14 protein-coding genes are annotated in these 14,639 nt (G+C 64.0%); 2 read left to right on the top strand and 12 right to left on the bottom strand.

Translation table 11 applies throughout. The annotated features are described in order from the left end of the window. Positions 1–44 precede the first annotated feature (44 nt). The 11 genes from AB688_RS10530 to AB688_RS10480 all read right to left on the bottom strand — a co-directional run bounded on the left by AB688_RS10530 (position 45) and on the right by AB688_RS10480 (position 12,008). Entirely contained in the window at positions 45–224 is a 180-nt protein-coding gene (locus AB688_RS10530; RefSeq protein WP_063543907.1) for a hypothetical protein, read from the bottom strand. Positions 225–345: 121 nt separating this feature from the next. Beyond that, on the bottom strand, positions 346–1,476 hold the full coding sequence (locus tag AB688_RS10525) for a lactonase family protein (protein ID WP_063543905.1): 1,131 nt from the start codon (positions 1,474–1,476) through the stop codon (positions 346–348). Next, positions 1,442–1,732, bottom strand: coding sequence for a DUF5629 family protein (locus AB688_RS10520; protein WP_063543903.1), 291 nt, complete (start codon positions 1,730–1,732; stop codon positions 1,442–1,444). Before AB688_RS10520 ends, AB688_RS10525 begins: the two co-directional genes overlap by 35 nt. 113 nt (positions 1,733–1,845) lie before the next feature. Then, entirely contained in the window at positions 1,846–4,218 is a 2,373-nt protein-coding gene (locus AB688_RS10515; protein ID WP_370671066.1) for an efflux RND transporter permease subunit, read from the bottom strand. 20 nt (positions 4,219–4,238) lie between these two features. Further along, positions 4,239–5,261 (bottom strand): YCF48-related protein, encoded by a 1,023-nt coding sequence (locus tag AB688_RS10510; RefSeq protein WP_063543900.1) that lies wholly within the window; start codon positions 5,259–5,261, stop codon positions 4,239–4,241. Positions 5,262–5,495: 234 nt separating this feature from the next. Continuing rightward, positions 5,496–8,156, bottom strand: a complete 2,661-nt coding sequence (pepN, locus tag AB688_RS10505) for an aminopeptidase N (protein WP_063543899.1) — start codon at positions 8,154–8,156, stop codon at positions 5,496–5,498. 13 nt (positions 8,157–8,169) lie between these two features. After that, a complete protein-coding gene (locus AB688_RS10500) occupies positions 8,170–9,000 on the bottom strand; it encodes a DUF2797 domain-containing protein (protein WP_063543897.1) in 831 nt (276 codons plus the stop codon). Next, a complete protein-coding gene (locus tag AB688_RS10495) occupies positions 8,997–9,257 on the bottom strand; it encodes a YeaC family protein (protein WP_054893122.1) in 261 nt (86 codons plus the stop codon). Before AB688_RS10495 ends, AB688_RS10500 begins: the two co-directional genes overlap by 4 nt. 14 nt (positions 9,258–9,271) lie before the next feature. After that, the gene (locus AB688_RS10490; RefSeq protein ID WP_063543895.1) at positions 9,272–10,150 is read right to left on the bottom strand and encodes a rhomboid family intramembrane serine protease; all 879 of its coding nucleotides are present in this window, start codon (positions 10,148–10,150) and stop codon (positions 9,272–9,274) included. Then, a complete protein-coding gene (locus AB688_RS10485) occupies positions 10,147–11,121 on the bottom strand; it encodes a metallophosphoesterase (protein WP_178117541.1) in 975 nt (324 codons plus the stop codon). The genes AB688_RS10490 and AB688_RS10485 overlap by 4 nt, the downstream gene beginning before the upstream one ends. Continuing rightward, complete coding sequence (locus AB688_RS10480) at positions 11,118–12,008, bottom strand: NAD(+) kinase (protein WP_054893119.1); 891 nt, start codon at positions 12,006–12,008, stop codon at positions 11,118–11,120. Before AB688_RS10480 ends, AB688_RS10485 begins: the two co-directional genes overlap by 4 nt. Before the next feature lie 43 nt (positions 12,009–12,051). Between AB688_RS10480 and AB688_RS10475 the strand changes: the two genes are divergently transcribed. Together AB688_RS10475 and AB688_RS10470 are read left to right on the top strand one after the other, a co-directional pair. After that, complete coding sequence (locus tag AB688_RS10475) at positions 12,052–13,041, top strand: DUF1853 family protein (RefSeq protein WP_196759900.1); 990 nt, start codon at positions 12,052–12,054, stop codon at positions 13,039–13,041. A gap of 151 nt (positions 13,042–13,192) precedes the next feature. Further along, on the top strand, positions 13,193–13,738 hold the full coding sequence (locus AB688_RS10470) for a cytochrome b (protein ID WP_054893117.1): 546 nt from the start codon (positions 13,193–13,195) through the stop codon (positions 13,736–13,738). Here AB688_RS10470 and AB688_RS10465 read toward each other — a convergent pair. Next, positions 13,729–14,628, bottom strand: a complete 900-nt coding sequence (locus AB688_RS10465) for a 1-aminocyclopropane-1-carboxylate deaminase/D-cysteine desulfhydrase (RefSeq protein ID WP_063543889.1) — start codon at positions 14,626–14,628, stop codon at positions 13,729–13,731. The genes AB688_RS10470 and AB688_RS10465 overlap by 10 nt on opposite strands. Between the last annotated feature and the right edge of the window lie 11 nt (positions 14,629–14,639).

Genomic DNA, 14,639 nt, shown 5'->3' with positions numbered 1-14,639 from the left:
CTTCGCAAGCAAGCCCGCTCCCACAAAAACCTGTCAGGGGTCGATCAGCTGCTGTGCTTGGCACTCAGGGCTGCGTGGAAATGGGCACTCTGGCGCAGGTACTGTTCGGTGTAGCTGTGGGTTTCGACAGTTTTGCCGCGGCTTTCCGACTGGGCATGAACCGGCAGTACGACGGAAGCGGAAATGGCAGAAGCGGCAATGACCGGGAAGAGATTGAAGTTCATCGGTGTGTCCTCGTCTTCGCTGTTTGACAGTGGCCCTCTTGGGCCTTGGGTCAAACTTACGCCGACGAGGCGCTTGGCTGAAATTCATTGCAGCAGTAGCGATTATCAAGCCGATTGATAGTCAATCGAGAAACTTCAGGTCCGAAGGTGCATCCTGGGGCAACGTTTGCACCGTTTCGCCAAGCTTGCCGCTACGCGGATCACGGCGCATGACCACGATCTGGTTGCTCTTCTGGTTGGCCACCAGCAGGAAGTTGCCGCTTGGATCCAGGGTGAATTCCCGGGGATGATCGCCTTCCACCGAGCGACGCTGCAGCAAGGTCAACTGGCCGTCGTCCTTACCCACGGCGTAGACCACGATCTGGTTGGCGCTGCCGCGGTTGCTGACGTACAGGAAACGTCCATCGGCGGACAAGTGCAGGCCGCCCGCGGCCTTGGCGGCAGGTTCGGTGCTGTCGGCCAACGGCAGGCGCTGACGCTCGAGCAACGCACCGTCCAGAACGTCGAAGGCCACCACCTCGGCACTCATTTCCAGCGTGAGGTAGGCATGCCGTCCTTTGGCATCGAACAGCAGATGCCGTGGCCCGCTGCCTGGCGGCAAGGTGACGAATGCGGGTATCGCCGGGCTCAGCGGCCGGTCGGCACTGGCACCGTCGTAGCGGTAGATGAACACCTTGTCGGCGCCCAGGTCACTGGCATACAGGTGGCGCCCATCGGGCGACTGGACCACCGAGTGCACATGGGCACCGGTCTGGCGCTCGGGATTGACCTTGCTCGGGGCATGGCGCAACTGCTGTAGCACCGCCTTGAGCTTGCCGTCGCGCGCCACCGGGACCACCACCAGGCTACCGCCAGGATCGGGCGCCACGGCGTAGTTGGCGACGAACAGGTAGCGCTGGTCGTGACTGAGGCTGGCGTGGGTCGGTTCATCGCCCAGGCTGGCGACCTGGTTCAGCGGCGTTATCTCGCCTTTGCCACTCACGCCAAAGCTGCTGATGTGGCCCGCGGGCGTCTCGTTCACCGCGAACAGTTGACGCTGGTCGGCAGACAGTACCAGCCAGGACGGGCTGACAGCCTTGACCACCTGCTGGGCTGGTGTGGCGATCTGGCCACTGCGCGGGTCGAATTGATAACGGTAGATGCCTTGGCTGGCACCTTCGGTGTAACTGCCGACCAGCAAGGTGGCAGCCTGGGTGTGGATCGACAGGCTCATCAGACTAGCGGTCAGCAGGCTCTTGGAGGTCAGCTTCATCTTCGTCATCTTCCGGGGCGCGAAACGCACTCATCAAGACTAGACGGTGTTCTGCTTGGGCATCGTCGAGCAGCCAATCGTTCCCCTCTGCCCGCGCAGCGGCGATCTGTTCGGGGGTGAAGCTCCAGCGGCGCAACTGGCGCCCGTCCATGCATTCGATGGTGAGGCCAGAGCTGTCGCAGGTGAATTCGAAGGCGTGCAGGCCGTCGATCAGGAGCATGTCGCAGGTTTGCAGGGCGGTTACGAGAGGGGGCATGGGTGCACCTTGGGGTAGGAAGGTGGCCATTATATCTTCGGATCACTGCAAGAGGCCTTGAAACTGTGCAGGAGCGGCCTTGCGCCGCTCCTGCACGAATGGCGTCAGTTTCCTCAATGGGCGAAGATCGAGCCCCCCTCCTTGCCCACCATCTTCTCGGGCTTGATCAGGAACCGTGCCAGCGCCGGCAGCAGCCACAACGCGCCGAACATGTTCCACAGCAGCATGAAGGTCAGCATCAGGCCCATGTCGGCCTGGAACTTGATCGCCGAGAAGATCCAGGTGCACACGCCGATCGCCAGGCACAGGCCGGTGAACAGCACCGCCTTGCCGGTGGAGCGCAGGGTCTCGTAATAGGCTTCCTGCAGCGGCAGGCCCGCACGCAGGAAGCTTTCCAGACGGCTGTAGATGTAGATGCCGTAGTCCACACCGATGCCCACGCCGAGGGCGACCACTGGTAGCGTCGCGACCTTCACGCCAATGCCCATGAACGCCATCAGCGCGTTGCCCAGTACCGAGGTCAGGACCAGCGGCAGAACGATGCACAGGGTGGCGGCGAAGGAGCGGAAGGTGATCATGCACATCACCGCCACGCAGATGTACACCAGGATCAGGATGGTCAGCTCGGCCGACTTGATCACCTCGTTGGTGGCCGCCTCGATGCCGGCGTTACCGGCCGCCATGAGGAACTGCAGGCCTTCCTTGTTGTGCGCATCGGCAAAGGCCTTGGCCGCCGTGGTGACGCGCTCGAGGGTCTCGGCCTTGTGGTCGTTGAGGAACACCAGCACCGGTGCCAACGAGCAGTCGGCGTTGTACAGGCCGTCTGCGCGGGCGATGGAGTTGTTGAGGATGTCCGGGTTGCGCGAGAGGGTCTCCCACTTCAGGCTGCCCTCGTTCATGCCCTTGATGACCTGCTTGGACACGGTCACCAGGGAGATGGTCGACTGCACGCCCGGCGTGTTGTCCATGGTCCACATCAGCTCGTCGATCGGCGCCATGGTCGAGTGGATCGAGCAGCTCTCTGCCGGGGTCTTGACCATGATCACCAGCACATCCGAACTGGTCGAGTAGTTGTTGATGATGAAGCTGTTGTCCTGGTTGTAGCGCGAATCCGGACGCAGCTCCGGCGCGCCCTGGTCGAGGTCGCCGATCTTCAGGTTCTGGCTGTACCAGAGACCGCCGGCAAAGGCGACCAGCGCGAGCGCGATCGACACCGGTGCCACCTTGGGGCTGGCGAAGTTCGACAGCAGGCGCCAGAACGGGTGCTCGCAGACCGCGTCCTTCTTGCTGCGGGCGATGGCCTTCTGGCTGATGCCGACGTAGCTGATCGCGACCGGCAGCAGGATCAGGTTGGTGAAGACGATGACCGCCACACCGATCGAGGCCCCGATGGCCAGTTCGCGGATCACGCCAATGTCGATGATCAGCAAGGTGATGAAGCCCACGGCGTCAGCGAGGATGGCGATCATCCCCGGCAGGAACAACTGGCGGAAGGTGCGCCGCGCTGCGGTCAGGGCGTTGTCGGCATCGCTGGACTGCAAGGCGATGCCGTTGATCTTCTGCACCCCGTGGGAGATACCGATGGCGAAGATCAGGAACGGCACCAGCATCGAGTAAGGATCGAGGCCGAAGCCGACCGCATGCATCAGCCCTAGCTGCCATACCACCGCCACCAGCGTGGTGATGAGCACGGCGATGGTGCTGCGAATGCACCAGGTGAACCAGTACAGCAACGCCCAGGTGATGACCAGCGCAACCCCGAAGAACATCGCCACCATCACCAGGCCGTCGATCAGGTCACCGACCTTCTTGGCGAAGCCGACGATGTGGATCTTCACGTTCGGGTTCTGCGCCTGGAACTTGTCGCGGATCTTCTCTTCCAGTTGGTGGGAGAATTTCTGGTAGTCCAGCTTGGTCAGCTTGCCCGGGTCTTGTGGGTCGGGGAAGTTTTCCAGCAGCGGAATGTCGACGATGCTCGACTTGAAGTTGTTGGCCACCAGGCGCCCGACCTGGCCAGACTTGAGCACGTTGTCACGCAAGGTGTCGAGGCTGTCCTGCGAGCCATTGTAGGTGTTGGGGATGACCTCGCCGCCGGAGAAACCCTCCTCGGTCACCTCGCTCCAGCGCACGCTCGGGCTCCACAACGACTTCAGCCCGGCACGGTCGACGCCGGGGATGTAGAACACCTCGTCGTGGATCTGGCGCAGGGTCTCCATGTAGTCCTTGTCGAAGATGTCGCCGTTGACCGCCTCGACCGAAATGCGCACGGTGTTGCCGAGGTTGGCCAGGTCATTGCGGTGCTCCATCATCTGTTCGATGAACGGGTGCTGCAGCGGGATCATCTTCTCGAAGCTGGTGGAGGGGCGAATCTGCGTGGCCTGCCAGAACAGGAAGATGCTCACCAGCACGCACAGGGCGATGACCACGGGGCGGTTGTTGAAGATCAGCCGCTCGAGCAGGGTGGCCTTGTCCTTGTGGTGGGGCATGTTGAAATTCTCCGGACGGGTCATGGCCGAGCCTCCTCGGCGCCTTCGGCGGTGGCCAGGTGTACGCCACCCTGCCCCACCAGCAGCAGGCCGCCATCGGCCAGACCGCTGACACCGGACAGCGCGATGCGATCGGCGCGGTTGTAGACCGTGAACGTCTCACCGTCGTCGCGGCTGCGTAGCACGCTCCCACCGTTGCCGACCACGACGAGGCTGCCATCATCGAGAAGCGTAGCGTTTGCCAGGCCGAATTCGAGCGCCCCCCGTCCCGCCTCCAGCGGGATGGCTTGCCAGGTGTCGCCAAAGTCGGTGGAGCGGAACAGGTTGCCGCGCAGCCCGTAAGCCAGCAGCGTGTGCGCTTGCCCAGTGCCGGTCACGCCGAACAGCGAACCCTCGTAGGGGCTTTCGACGTGCGACCAGGTCTGGCCGTCGTCGCTGGAGCGGAACATGCTGCCCTGCTCGCCCACGATGAACAGGCCGGCATCCTTCACCTGGGTGATGCCATTGAGGTGCAACTGGTCGGGGTTGTCGAGACGCTCGGCGACGTCCTGCCAGTTCTGCCCACCGTCGGTGGTTTCCAGCAGCGCACCATAGGCGCCGACGGCGAAGCCGTGCTGGGCATCGACGAAACGCACGTCGAGCAGCGGGGCTTCACGGGAGAGGTCTTCGAACTGCTTGCTCCAGGTTGCCCCGCCGTCGTTGCTGGCGAGAATCTGCGCGTCATGGCCGACTGCCCAACCACGCTTGTCGTCGAGGAAGAACACGGCGGTGAGCAGTTGACGGGTTGGCACCCGAGCCTGAGTCCAGGTCTTGCCCTGGTCGTCGGAGAACAGGATATGGCCGCGATCGCCGACCACCACCAGGCGCTTGCCGGCGTGCACGGCGTCGATCAGCAGGCTCTGGCTGGCCTTGGCCGATTCCACCGAATATTCGGCCACGGCCGCGGCCTGTGCGGTACCTGCCCATGTGCCCAGCGCCAGTAACGCGCTGGCCGTCAACGCCAAGGCTCCGCGCCTGGCATCCGCCTTCAGCCATTCCCTCATGACCGCCCCCTGTTGTGTTCTTGTAGTGGGTCAATGCCTTGCAGGTACTGCGAAAACCCTTGATCCAGAGCCCTGCAATAGCTTTGGGCCATCCTATCGGGGAAAATCGCGCGAACACAACGGGCGGGACGTTATGTTTTGTTAACCGCCAAAAAGCATCGCGGGCAAGCCCGCTCCCTGATCCTCGTGGGAGCGGGCTTGCCCGCGAATAGGCCAGCCCGGTTTAAAAGTAAATCAAGCCAGGCTCTTGCTCACCACCTCATACACATCACTGGACAATGCCCCGGAAGCGAGAATCCGCTCCAGCTCGCCCTTCATCAGCGCCTGACGCGCGGCATCGTACTTGCGCCAGCGGGTCAGCGGCGCCAGTTGGCGCGAAGCGATCTGCGGATTGAGCGCGTTGAGCTCGATCACCAGGTCCGCCAGGAAGCGATAACCCGAACCGTCGCCGGCGTGGAAGTTGACCAGGTTCTGCCCGGCAAAGGCGCCAACCAGCGCGCGCACCTTGTTCGGGTTCTTCAGGGTGAAGGCCGGGTGCTGCATCAACGCCTTGACCCGCGCCAGCCCGCCCGGAAGGCTGCTTGCCGCCTGCACGCTGAACCACTGGTCCATGACCAGGGGGTTGTCCTTGAAGTGCTCGGCGAAGGCCTCCAGCGCCTTGGCGCGCTCGGCTTCGAACGGCGAGTTGACCAGCACTGCCAGCGCGGTCAGGCGCTCGGTCATGTTGTCGGCGTGCTCGAACTGCTCGAGGGTCGCTTCCAGCACCTGCGACTTGCCGGTTAGCATCAGGTACGACAGCGCGATGTTCTGCAGGCTGCGGCGGGCGAAGTGCTCGGCTGCGGCTACATAAGCAGTGCTGCGCGACACCTGGCGGTTGGCCTGGTAGCGCGCCCACAGCGCATCGAACAACTGCTCGGCGATCTGCTTGCGGGCGAACTCGCGGGCCGCGTGAATCGCGTCGACGTCAGCCACCTGGCTGATTTCGGTGAGGTAGGCCTCGCCGGGCAGCGACAGCATCTCGGCGACCATGGCCGGGTCCAGCGACTCGTTGCCCAGCACCGTACCCAAGGCGGTGATCAGCCGTGGGTCGAGTTTCAGCGCTTCGCCGCGCTGATGCTGGCCGATCAGCTCCTGCAGCACCTGCACGGCCAGCTGCTGGCCCGCTTCCCAGCGGTTGAAGCCGTCGCTGTCGTGCTGCATGAGGAACATCAGCTGGTCGCGGTCGTAGGGGAAGCTCAGCTTGACCGGCGCACTGAAGCCACGCAGCAACGACGGAAGCGGCTTGGCGACGATGCCCTGGAAGGTGAAGGTCTGCTCGGCCTCGGTCACCGACAGCACGCGCTGGGTAGCGACGTCAGCAGCTGTTTCACCGGCCAATTGCAGCGGCAGGTCATTGCCCTGAGCATCGAGCAGCCCCAACGCCACCGGAATCACGAATGGCAGCTTGTCGAGCTTGTCCGGCGTCTGCGGGCAGCTCTGACGGAAGGTCAGGCTGTAGGTCTGCGCCGCGGCATCGTAGGTTTCGTTGACCTCAAGACGCGGCGTGCCAGCTTGGCTGTACCAGCGCTTGAACTGGGTCAGGTCGACGCCGTTGGCGTCTTCCATGGCCTTGATGAAGTCGTCGGTGGTCACCGCCTGGCCATCATGACGTTCGAAGTACAGGTCGCTGCCCTTGCGGAAGCCCTCGGCGCCCAGCAGGGTACGGACCATGCCTACCACTTCGGCGCCCTTCTCGTACACGGTCAGGGTGTAGAAGTTGGAAATCTCGATGAAGCTGTCCGGACGCACCGGATGGGCCATGGGGCCGGCATCTTCGGCGAACTGGTGGGTGCGCAGGTAGGCGACGTCCTCGATGCGCTTGACCGTGCGCGAGTTCATGTCGGCGCTGAACTCGGCATCGCGGAACACCGTGAAGCCTTCCTTGAGCGACAGTTGGAACCAGTCGCGGCAGGTCACGCGGTTGCCCGACCAGTTGTGGAAGTATTCGTGGGCGACCACCCCTTCGACGCGCTGGTGGGCGGCATCGGTGGCGGTTTCGGCGCGGGCCAGCACGCAACTGGAGTTGAAGATGTTCAGGCCCTTGTTTTCCATGGCGCCCATGTTGAAGTCGTTGACCGCGACGATCATGAAGATGTCCAGGTCGTATTCACGGCCGTAGACTTCTTCGTCCCAGCGCATGGACTTCTTCAGGCTGACCATCGCGTGGTCGCACTTGTCGATGTTCTCGGGTTCGACGTAGATGCGCAGGGTCACGTCGCGACCCGACTGGCGGGTGAAGCTGTCCTCGACGCACCAGAGATCGCCCGCGACCAGCGCAAAGAGGTAGGCCGGCTTCTTGAACGGATCTTCCCAGGTTGCCCAGTGACGGCCGTCTTCTGCCGGGCCGCTGCCGACCGGGTTGCCATTGGACAGCAGCACCGGGTAGCGGTGCTGCTCGGCGATCACCGTGGTGGTGAAGGTGCTCATCACATCCGGGCGGTCGAGGTAGTAGGTGATCTTGCGGAAACCTTCGGCTTCGCACTGGGTGCAGAACATCTTGCCGGACTTGTACAGGCCTTCCAGCGCGGTGTTGCTTTCCGGGTGGATCTTCACGCTGGTGTCGAGGGTGAAGCGCTCAGATTTGGGGTGGAGGGTCAGGCTGCTGTCATCGAGCTGGTAGTCACCGGCCTGCAGCTCCTGGTCATCCAGCGCGGCGCGCTGCAGCTCCAGCTGCTGGCCATCGAGCACCAGCGGCGGCAGGCCGGCGCCGCGCTCGGGGTTGCGGCGCATGACCAGTTGCGCATGGACCAGCGTGTGGTCCTCGAACAGCTCGAAGGTCAGGTGCGTCTCGTCGATCAGGTACTCGGGCGCCTGATAGTCCTTGAGGTAGATCACTTGCGGTTGTTCGGTACGCATGGTGACGATCCTTTTACTGGAGCACGGCCAGCTGGTAGGCCGTGTACTTGCGAATATTGATCACGCCGGTGTCGAAGATCAGGTACTGGCCCTTGATGCCCAGCAGCGTGCCTTCCACCACCGGGTCCTTGTCCAGGTTGAAGCTGACGATCTTCTTCGGGTAGGCCTGGACCGGGTAGCGCATCTCGACCACTTCGGCGTCGGGCAACGGTTGGATCGCCTGCAGGCCGAAGCGGCCTTGCAGCTCGCGCAGGCCTTCGGCGCAGGCATCGAAGATCTGTTCGCGCACCGCGACCAGGTCCAGTACCTCGGCATCGCCCTTGAGCAGGGTGCGCCAGTTGGTGCGGTCCGGTACCTGGCTGCGCAGCAGGTCTTCGACCAGGCCCGACTGCTGGCGAGTGGCCACGCGCATGATCGGCAGTGCCTGGCTGGCGCCCTGGTCGAGCCAGCGTGTGGGCAGTTGCGTGGCACGGGTAATGCCCACCTTGATGCCCGACGAGTTGGCCAGGTACACCACATGGTCGGTCATGCAGAACTGCTCGCCCCACGACGGCTCGCGGCAGGTGCCGGCGTCGTAGTGGCAGCGTTCAGGGGCCATGATGCACACATCGCACTGGGCCAGCTTGGTCATGCAGGGGTAGCAGTAGCCCTGGCTGAAACTGGTCTTGGTGCGCTTGCCGCAATGGGTGCAGTGGATCGCACCGAGGTATTCCAGACGCAGCGACTGGCCGATCAACGGGTTGACCGGCACCTGCTCCTCACCGAGGCGAAAGCTGTACTGCACGACCGGTGCTTCGAGACGCACCGCCATCTTGCTCAAGGAGCCACGAGCGAGTTCGATCAATGTACCGAGTCCGACTTGAACAGGATGTTGGGGATCGGCGCGGACTTGGAGGCGCATTCCTGCGGCCCCATGTAGCCGGTGCGCTCTTCCTCGGGCAGGTTCTGGATTTCCCAGGCAATCACCGCTTGCAGCGACAGCTCCTTCTGCTCGGCGGTGAGCTTGCGGCCATCGGACCATTTGCCGATTTCCACCGCCGTCTTCAGGCTCTGGTAGATCTCGGGGGTGATGTTTTCGATCATTTGCGCGAAAGTGGACATGAGCGTCTCCTAAATCAAGCCGACAGTTTACGCCGCGCCAGCAGTCCACCCAAGAGGCCTGTCAGGCATCCGATGAGCAGCCCGCCGACGTGTGCGGCATTGGCGATCTGGCCGAAGCCGAGCTGGCCGACCACACCACTGAGGCAGATCACCAGCCAGATGAGCATCATCACCAGCACGCCGCGAGGCAGGCTGAACAATGGGGTGGGCGCCAGCCACTGGTAGAGCCAGAGGTAACCGAGCAAGCCATAGAGCACTCCGGACAAGCCACCGAACAGGTTCGGGCCGCCGATGAAATGCTGGGCCAGGTTCGACACCAGGCTGAACACCAGGGTCAGCGCCAGCAACGCCCAGGGCCCCTGGCGCAATTCGATGCGCCGCCCCAGCTCCCAGTACCACAGCCCGTTCATGGCCAGGTGCAGAACGCCGAAGTGCAGCAGCATGGGCGACACCAGGCGCCACCACTGGCCCTCGCCCAGGCTCTGGGCCAGCGGCACGAAATAGAGGTAGTCGCCCTGTACCTGGTAGTCCTGGAAGGTGAACCAGCTCAGGGTCGAGAGGTTTTCGCCCAGGCCGGTCAAGCCAACGACGGCCATGCACAGCAGCAGCATCCCCGCGGTAACCTTGCAGGCGCGCAACTGTTCCTTCAGCGGGGGCCGGGCCGGCTCGCTCGCCGGCAAGCCTGCGTCCATGACCGGCTCCACGTCGGCATTGCCGTCAGGGTAGCGCCGGTAGAGGTCAAGCACCTGGGCGGCCATGGCGGGCGGTACCCAGAGCACCTGCTCACTGCCCTCCTCGACCACCCGGTGCGGCACCTCGAGGCGCCGCAACAGGGCAACGAAACCACTGAGGTCGACACCCAGCGGCAGACGCATCACTTCGACCACGTTCATTGGCTGGCCTGCGGTCGGTCGACATCGACCCAGACGAACTTGTGCGGGTCGATGCGGGTTTCGTCGTCCAGTCGGTAGGCGGCCAGCTTGCCGTAGAGCACCGCGCTGTAGTCCAGGCAGGCCAGGTTGGCGCGAATCGGCGCGGGGTGGCCGCTGCGCCAGTAATGGCCGACGAACAGCAGTGGCTCATCCTCCGAATAACGCAGCAGCGCGTTCTTCTGGCTGTGGCTGAGCGGCGCGCGGGCCACTTCCTCGGGCAGCGCATCAGGTTGGAACACGATGTCGCCATAGGTTTGTGGGTCTTCTTCCCAGAACTTGGTGCGGAAGAAGGCGCGGGTCAGACCGTCGCCGCCGGTCAGCGTGAGACCGTCCGGCAGGCGCATGTCGGTGCCGCGCAGCAGGCGGTTGCACACGGTCGAGGCGAAGCTTCCCGACACCGCCGAGGCCTGCACGAAGTGTTCGTCGATACGGCCGTCCGGGTACTGGGCGCGCAACTGTGCGATCAGTTGATGATCCCAGCAGGCATGCACCAGACGGAAACGCCCGGCGTCGACGAACAGCGGCAGGGTGTAGAACCACTGGATGAAATCGTGCCAGTCGCCGGGATGCTGGGCGAACTGGGTGAGGGTCTCGTCGATCAGGCGGGCATGACGCGGCGTGTGCTCACGCACGAAGGCCTTGCCGCTGCCGGGGAGTGCCGGCGTGACCCAGCCCAGGGCGTTGTACTCGTGATTGCCCATGATGCAGTGGGCCTGGCCGGCTTCGACCATGTCGTGGACGATATGCAGCGCCTCGCGGATGCGCGGGCCACGGTCGACGATGTCGCCGAGGAACAGCGCCTGGCGCCGCGGATGGCGCCAGACACCGCCCGTCCGCGTGTAGCCAAGGGTGTCGAGCAGGCGTTCGAGGGTCAACGCACAACCGTGAACGTCGCCGATGATGTCGAAACTGCGTGCCGGATCGAGCATCAGTCGTCCCTGCCCCCCAGGCGACTGCCCCAGCCAAGCTTGGTGCGGCAGACTTCGTAGTAGTTATGATCCAGTGGATGGATCAGGCGCAGCTTCTGCGGCTTCTTGCTCACCGTGATGGTGTCGCCTGGAGCGCAGGTGAAGTGGTTCTGCCCATCGCAGGAGACCTGTGGGTAGATCTGCAGGTCCTTGGCGACGACGATCTTCAGCTCGCTGTTGCCATCGACCACGATCGGCCGGCCAGACAGGGTGTGCGGGTACATCGGCACGATGACGATGGCATCGAGCTTGGGGTGCATGATCGGGCCGCCGGCAGACAGCGCATAGGCGGTGGAGCCCGTGGGCGTGGCGACGATCAGGCCGTCGGCCTTCTGGCTGCAGACGAACTGGCCGTCGATGTAGATCTCGAACTCGATCATCCGCGTCGACTTGCCCGGGTGCAGCACCACATCGTTGAGCGCGTCGCCCTGGCCAATGGCCTCGTTGTGGCGGCGAACCTCGGCCTGCAGCAGGAAGCGGTTCTCGACCAGGTAGTGGCCGTCGAGCACCTCGGCGACCTTGGTTTCCAGCTCGTCGGGGCGAATGTCGGTGAGAAAGCCGAGGTTGCCGCGGTTGATGCCCAGCACCGGGATGTTATGCCGGGCCAGCGCTCGAGCGGCGCCCAACAAACTGCCGTCGCCACCGACGACGATGACCAGGTCACAGACCTCGCCCAGCAGCTTGCGCGTGGAGGTCTGCAGGCCGTGGCCCGGCAGCACTTCGGCGATAGTGTCCTCGAGGATCACGTGCAGGTGGCGCTCGAGCAGGAACTTCTTCAGTCGGCGAATGGTGTCGAGCACCTGCGAGCTGCCGAGGCGTCCGATGATACCGATATTGCGAAATTGCTCCATGGGGCTCCTGCAAGGCTCTGCGGCGGGTGACAATGCCTGGATTATGGGCGAAACGACCGGCCAGCGGCAAACCGGCTATGCTCGCAGGATGACACCCTTCACCGACCTCCACGCCCTGCCCCGCCAGCTCCGCCACCCTGCCGTGCGTGATCTGGCGTGGACGCTGCTGTCGCCGCCGCTGCTGAGCGAACCGCCCTGCCCGCAACGCCATCCGCTGGCGGCCAGCGGCTGGGCGGACGATCCGGGGCGGTTACACGACTGGCTGCTGGCTCTGGACCATGATGCGCAGCCCTTGCAGACGTGGCTGGCGCGCCTCACCAGCCGGCGGTTGGGGCTGTACTACGAAAGCCTCTGGCAGTTCGCCCTGCAACAGGCACCCGGTGTCGAGCTGCTGGCCGCCAACCTGGCGATCCGCCAAGGCGGGCAAACCTTGGGTGAGCTGGATGTCCTGCTGCGCGATCGCACGGGTGACCACCACCTGGAACTGGCGATCAAGCTTTACCTCGGGCCGGATCAGGCTGATGCCCACGACCCGGCGCAGTGGCTGGGGCCAGGCTGTCACGACCGCCTGGGCAGCAAGCTGGCGCACCTGGTCGCACATCAGTTGCCGATCTCGGCTCGGGCCGAAAGCCGGGAAGTCCTGAATCAACTGCAGGTGGGCGATGTGCAGTCGCACCTGTGGCTGGGTGGCTATCTTTTCCATCCATGGCCAGGGCAACTCGCCTCACCCTTCGGGGCAAACCCTGCGCACCTGCGCGGGCGCTGGCTGCATCGACGCGAGTGGGCGCAATATGCCAGCGCTCACCCAACGGCACTCTGGCAACCGCTGCAACGCCATGCCTGGCTGGCACCTGCACGGGTCGAGGCTGGGGATCGCTGGGGGGCGGCGGGTTTTGCAGCCTGGCTGTGGCGCCTGGAGGAAGGAGCCGCGGCACAATTGCTGGTGAGGTTGGAGGAGGATGGTGAAGGCGCCTGGCAAGAGGCGGAGCGAGTGTTTCTGGTGAGTGACAGCTGGCCACACTTACCGGGATGACCTAGGACCAGTGCTGGAGAAAATGCCGTTCCGAGCCCAAAAATCAACGAAACAACCGACCTGAAACAACGAAAAATTACCAATCGACGCGCTAAAGTCCACATCAGGCGCCAGCAAGAGCGCCCATCCAACCTGATGACGAGGACCGACCATGGTTTCATCCACTCCCGCGCCACACTATGCGCGCCTGTCCATCACCTTGCACTGGCTGATGCTGGTGCTGCTCGCCGCCGTCTATGCCTGCATCGAGCTGCGCGGCTTGTTCCCCAAGGACAGCGCCGAGCGCGACCTCATGAAGAGCCTGCACTTCATGCTCGGGCTCACCGTGTTCGTGCTGGTATGGCTGCGCCTGGCCATGCGCCTGGCACGCCCGACACCGCCTATCGTGCCCAAGCCACCCGCCTGGCAGACCGGCCTCTCCCATCTGGTCCACGTGCTGTTGTACCTGCTGATGATCGGCATGCCACTGGCCGGCTGGCTGATCCTCAGCGCTGCGGGCAAGCCGATACCATTCTTTGGGCTGGAGCTGCCTGCACTGATCGGCCAGGATCCGGACCAGGCAAAGTTCATCAAGGGCTGGCATGAACGCATCGGCACCTGGGGCTACTGGCTGATCGGGCTGCATGCCGTTGCCGGGCTGTACCACCACTACGTACGCCGGGACAACACACTGCTGCGCATGCTGCCTTACAAGTAGCCGCGCCGCCCCTGCAGGCCACCGGTATGAACGAAGATCAGGCGGGTGCCGGGTGAAAATCGCCCGGCCTCGACCTGCTCACGCAGCGCCCACAGCGCCTTCCCTGTGTAGAGCGCTTCGAGTGGCAGACCGCTGTACCGCTCGCTGTCTGCGATGAATGCCAGCAACGCGTCATCGCGCCGGGCGAATCCGCCGCGGCAGGCGTCGTGCAGGCAATAGCCCGCTGTACCCACCAGTTGCGCAATGCCCTGCTCCACACCATGATCGCGCGGCACCGCCAAGGCGCCATGCACCGGATGCGCGCCCTGCTCGGCCAGTACCAGGCCTGCCAGCGTGGTGCCGGTGCCCACCGCCAGCCACCAGGCGTGGTAATCATCCCAACCGATCGACGCCAATTGCGCTTGTGCCTGCTCGACGATCTGCCCACATCCCAAGGCACCTTCCACACTGCCCCCACCTTCGGGGATGCAATGCCAGCCGGGATAACGCGCCTGCCAGGGTTGCCAGAAGCCTGGCGCGTGGCGCGCCCGATAACCACCGTAGCCCAACCAGTGCAAGGTCATGCCCAGCGCTTCCAGATCACGGACGGTCGGGGTGTCTTGCCGCTGGCCTCGCAACAACCCGACGGTGGCGAAGCCGAAGCGCCTGCCCGCAGCGGCCAAGGCGTGCAAATGATTGGAATGGTTGCCGCCCAGACTGATCAGGCCAGGTGCGTTGGCCTTCCGGGCAGCACGCAGGTGATGCTGCAGCTTGAACCACTTGTTGCCACTGACCAGTGGGTCGATCAGGTCCAGACGCAACACCGCGCACGCCACACCGGCGTGCGCCAACCAGGGCAGGTGCAGACTTTGCAGGGGCGCGGCGGTGGAGCCGGAAAGTCCATCGAACATCTATAGCCCCC

The organism is Pseudomonas putida, assembly GCF_001636055.1.
GTDB classification, from domain to species: domain Bacteria; phylum Pseudomonadota; class Gammaproteobacteria; order Pseudomonadales; family Pseudomonadaceae; genus Aquipseudomonas; species Aquipseudomonas machongensis.
The sequence above is the reverse complement of the archived record's forward strand: the minus strand, read 5'-3'. Positions and strand labels throughout refer to the sequence as shown.

Excerpts from the sequence above, each read along its gene's own strand:
- AB688_RS10470 (WP_054893117.1), top strand. The coding sequence starts at position 13,193 with ATGGTTTCATCCACTCCCGCGCCACACTATGCGCGCCTGTCCATCACC.
- AB688_RS10520 (WP_063543903.1), bottom strand. The coding sequence starts at position 1,732 with ATGCCCCCTCTCGTAACCGCCCTGCAAACCTGCGACATGCTCCTGATC.
- AB688_RS10490 (WP_063543895.1), bottom strand. The coding sequence starts at position 10,150 with ATGAACGTGGTCGAAGTGATGCGTCTGCCGCTGGGTGTCGACCTCAGT.
- AB688_RS10480 (WP_054893119.1), bottom strand. The coding sequence starts at position 12,008 with ATGGAGCAATTTCGCAATATCGGTATCATCGGACGCCTCGGCAGCTCG.
- AB688_RS10495 (WP_054893122.1), bottom strand. The coding sequence starts at position 9,257 with ATGTCCACTTTCGCGCAAATGATCGAAAACATCACCCCCGAGATCTAC.
- AB688_RS10525 (WP_063543905.1), bottom strand. The coding sequence starts at position 1,476 with ATGAAGCTGACCTCCAAGAGCCTGCTGACCGCTAGTCTGATGAGCCTG.
- pepN (WP_063543899.1), bottom strand. The coding sequence starts at position 8,156 with ATGCGTACCGAACAACCGCAAGTGATCTACCTCAAGGACTATCAGGCG.
- AB688_RS10515 (WP_370671066.1), bottom strand. The coding sequence starts at position 4,218 with ATGCCCCACCACAAGGACAAGGCCACCCTGCTCGAGCGGCTGATCTTC.
- AB688_RS10475 (WP_196759900.1), top strand. The coding sequence starts at position 12,052 with ATGGGCGAAACGACCGGCCAGCGGCAAACCGGCTATGCTCGCAGGATG.
- AB688_RS10465 (WP_063543889.1), bottom strand. The coding sequence starts at position 14,628 with ATGTTCGATGGACTTTCCGGCTCCACCGCCGCGCCCCTGCAAAGTCTG.
- AB688_RS10530 (WP_063543907.1), bottom strand. The coding sequence starts at position 224 with ATGAACTTCAATCTCTTCCCGGTCATTGCCGCTTCTGCCATTTCCGCT.
- AB688_RS10510 (WP_063543900.1), bottom strand. The coding sequence starts at position 5,261 with ATGAGGGAATGGCTGAAGGCGGATGCCAGGCGCGGAGCCTTGGCGTTG.